The organism is Atopomonas hussainii (assembly GCF_900109735.1).
In the GTDB taxonomy this organism is placed as follows: domain Bacteria; phylum Pseudomonadota; class Gammaproteobacteria; order Pseudomonadales; family Pseudomonadaceae; genus Atopomonas; species Atopomonas hussainii.
In genome coordinates this window covers 1-1,566 of record NZ_FOAS01000036.1, presented here as the reverse complement: position 1 = coordinate 1,566, position 1,566 = coordinate 1, and the positions used below count along the sequence as shown (strand labels likewise).

The following is a 1,566-nucleotide window of genomic DNA, read 5'->3' as shown; positions in this document are numbered from 1 at the left end:
AAGGTTTTTTGCATGCGGCTGACTCAGGCGATGGGCTTCCCGCGATTGTGCCAGCCAAGAGAGCTGCTGAGGAATAAATCAGCGTTTCCTTAGGCATAAACTACGGTGCCAATTTCGAATTGTCAGACACAGCGAAAGCAACTGCATCTATTTTTCGACAAATTGATGATAGGAAGCTTAAAAAATTTGCCTCGCTAGCTTCGGACCATGAATTGCCAAATCGAAGTGTTATTTGCGCTGACTCTGCGGGTGTGCCATTGATTAGAGCCTCAACAGAAAACTCCTCGGATAACCAAACGCCATTAACTGCTCCTGGAAATACTAAATTTATCGCGCTCTCAACAAAGCTTATGTCTCCTAGTGGATCTACAGCTGCAACCTCGGAGAGGTCTTCTACTGAAACTTCGCTTGGTTTGATGATCAGTACATCGAAGCTCATTTTTATGCCTAACGTTTGGTTAAGGGGCGGGCTTTAGCCCGTCCCAGCGAGCGGAGCGAGCGATTTGAACCAGTTGTTATGCATCGAGTAGCTCGGGATCAAACCACACGTCTTCGAAATTGTTGCCGTCGATCTGAAAGCGGTAGCCGGAAGGTAGATCAAGATAGCCGGCCACCTCTGGAAGATAGCTGCCGATGTGTTCTATATGCAACGGAGAAAAGAAATCGTCAGCTTCGGATAGCTCGGTGCCGCACCATATGTACCAGCCATTAGTGCCATTTTCTGGTTTATGCCTCAGTCCGTTAATTGGAAGCTGACCCAAGGTACTTAGAGCGATTCCAAGTTTTGAGCCGCTCTCTGGTTTTTGAGGGGCAACATTCTTCCATTCGCAGATGGTCTGTTCCTTCAGGATTTTCACGGTGTTACTCCGAAGGTGCATAACGTTTGGTTAAGGGGCGGCCAAAAGCGCAGCTTTTGGACGTCCCAGTGAGCGAAGCGAACGGCTTGAACCAGTTGTTAGGCCGGTGCCACGATGTTGACCTTTAATTAAGTTGTGACAGCTCGCAACTCCATAGTGAACCATGCTTGAGCGCAGCCGGATCTATGTTTTGGACGGTAGCCTGGAATTTAGATGCTTTTTCTTCGCCGAGGTAGGCGAGTAAGCACTCAGCTAGCTGCTGAATGCTGGAGTTAACAAACTGTTGCGTAACAAAATTATCTTCGTGATTAAGTAGCACAACGTTGCCGGATTTATTTTCTAGACAAATAGGGTTGCCGGCGCCATCACTGCCTATGACAAGAAAGCGCTTCAAGCGCGCTCGATCTTTATCAGTCCAATCGCTGCGAGAGCCAAAGCATTCATATATAGGTTGTGGGCGAGCTGCGGCCGTGAAGCTCAAACACGGAGCGGCTGACTCAGGAAGAGACCACGCTCCAAAAGCCACCATCTCGGATGCTATGGCTTCAAAGCCGAGAGCTCTTTCCTTCTGACCCCACCGACTGGCAAATGAATCCGCCATCTTTACTCCTAAGGCCTAACGATAAGCTAACGGGCAGGCAAAAGCGCAGCTTTTGACTGTCCAGCGAGTGAAACGAGCGGCGTTTAGCGCATTGTTAGGATGGCTCGT

At 49.0% G+C, this 1,566-nt stretch carries 3 protein-coding genes; all 3 read right to left on the bottom strand.

Annotated elements, in window-relative coordinates:
- Nucleotides 1–100: 100 nt before the first annotated feature.
- The 3 genes from BMX80_RS17770 to BMX80_RS17495 all read right to left on the bottom strand — a co-directional run bounded on the left by BMX80_RS17770 (nucleotide 101) and on the right by BMX80_RS17495 (nucleotide 1,458).
- Nucleotides 101–439, bottom strand: a complete 339-nt coding sequence (locus tag BMX80_RS17770) for a hypothetical protein (protein WP_074870807.1) — start codon at nucleotides 437–439, stop codon at nucleotides 101–103.
- A gap of 76 nt (nucleotides 440–515) precedes the next feature.
- Complete coding sequence (locus BMX80_RS17500; protein WP_235821675.1) at nucleotides 516–857, bottom strand: immunity protein Imm33 domain-containing protein; 342 nt, start codon at nucleotides 855–857, stop codon at nucleotides 516–518.
- A 124-nt stretch (nucleotides 858–981) separates the two neighbouring features.
- The gene (locus tag BMX80_RS17495) at nucleotides 982–1,458 is read right to left on the bottom strand and encodes an SUKH-4 family immunity protein (protein ID WP_074870804.1); all 477 of its coding nucleotides are present in this window, start codon (nucleotides 1,456–1,458) and stop codon (nucleotides 982–984) included.
- Nucleotides 1,459–1,566: the final 108 nt, after the last annotated feature.

Coding starts and splice junctions, on each gene's coding strand:
- BMX80_RS17770 (WP_074870807.1), bottom strand. CDS start 439: ATGAGCTTCGATGTACTGATCATCAAACCAAGCGAAGTTTCAGTAGAA.
- BMX80_RS17495 (WP_074870804.1), bottom strand. CDS start 1,458: ATGGCGGATTCATTTGCCAGTCGGTGGGGTCAGAAGGAAAGAGCTCTC.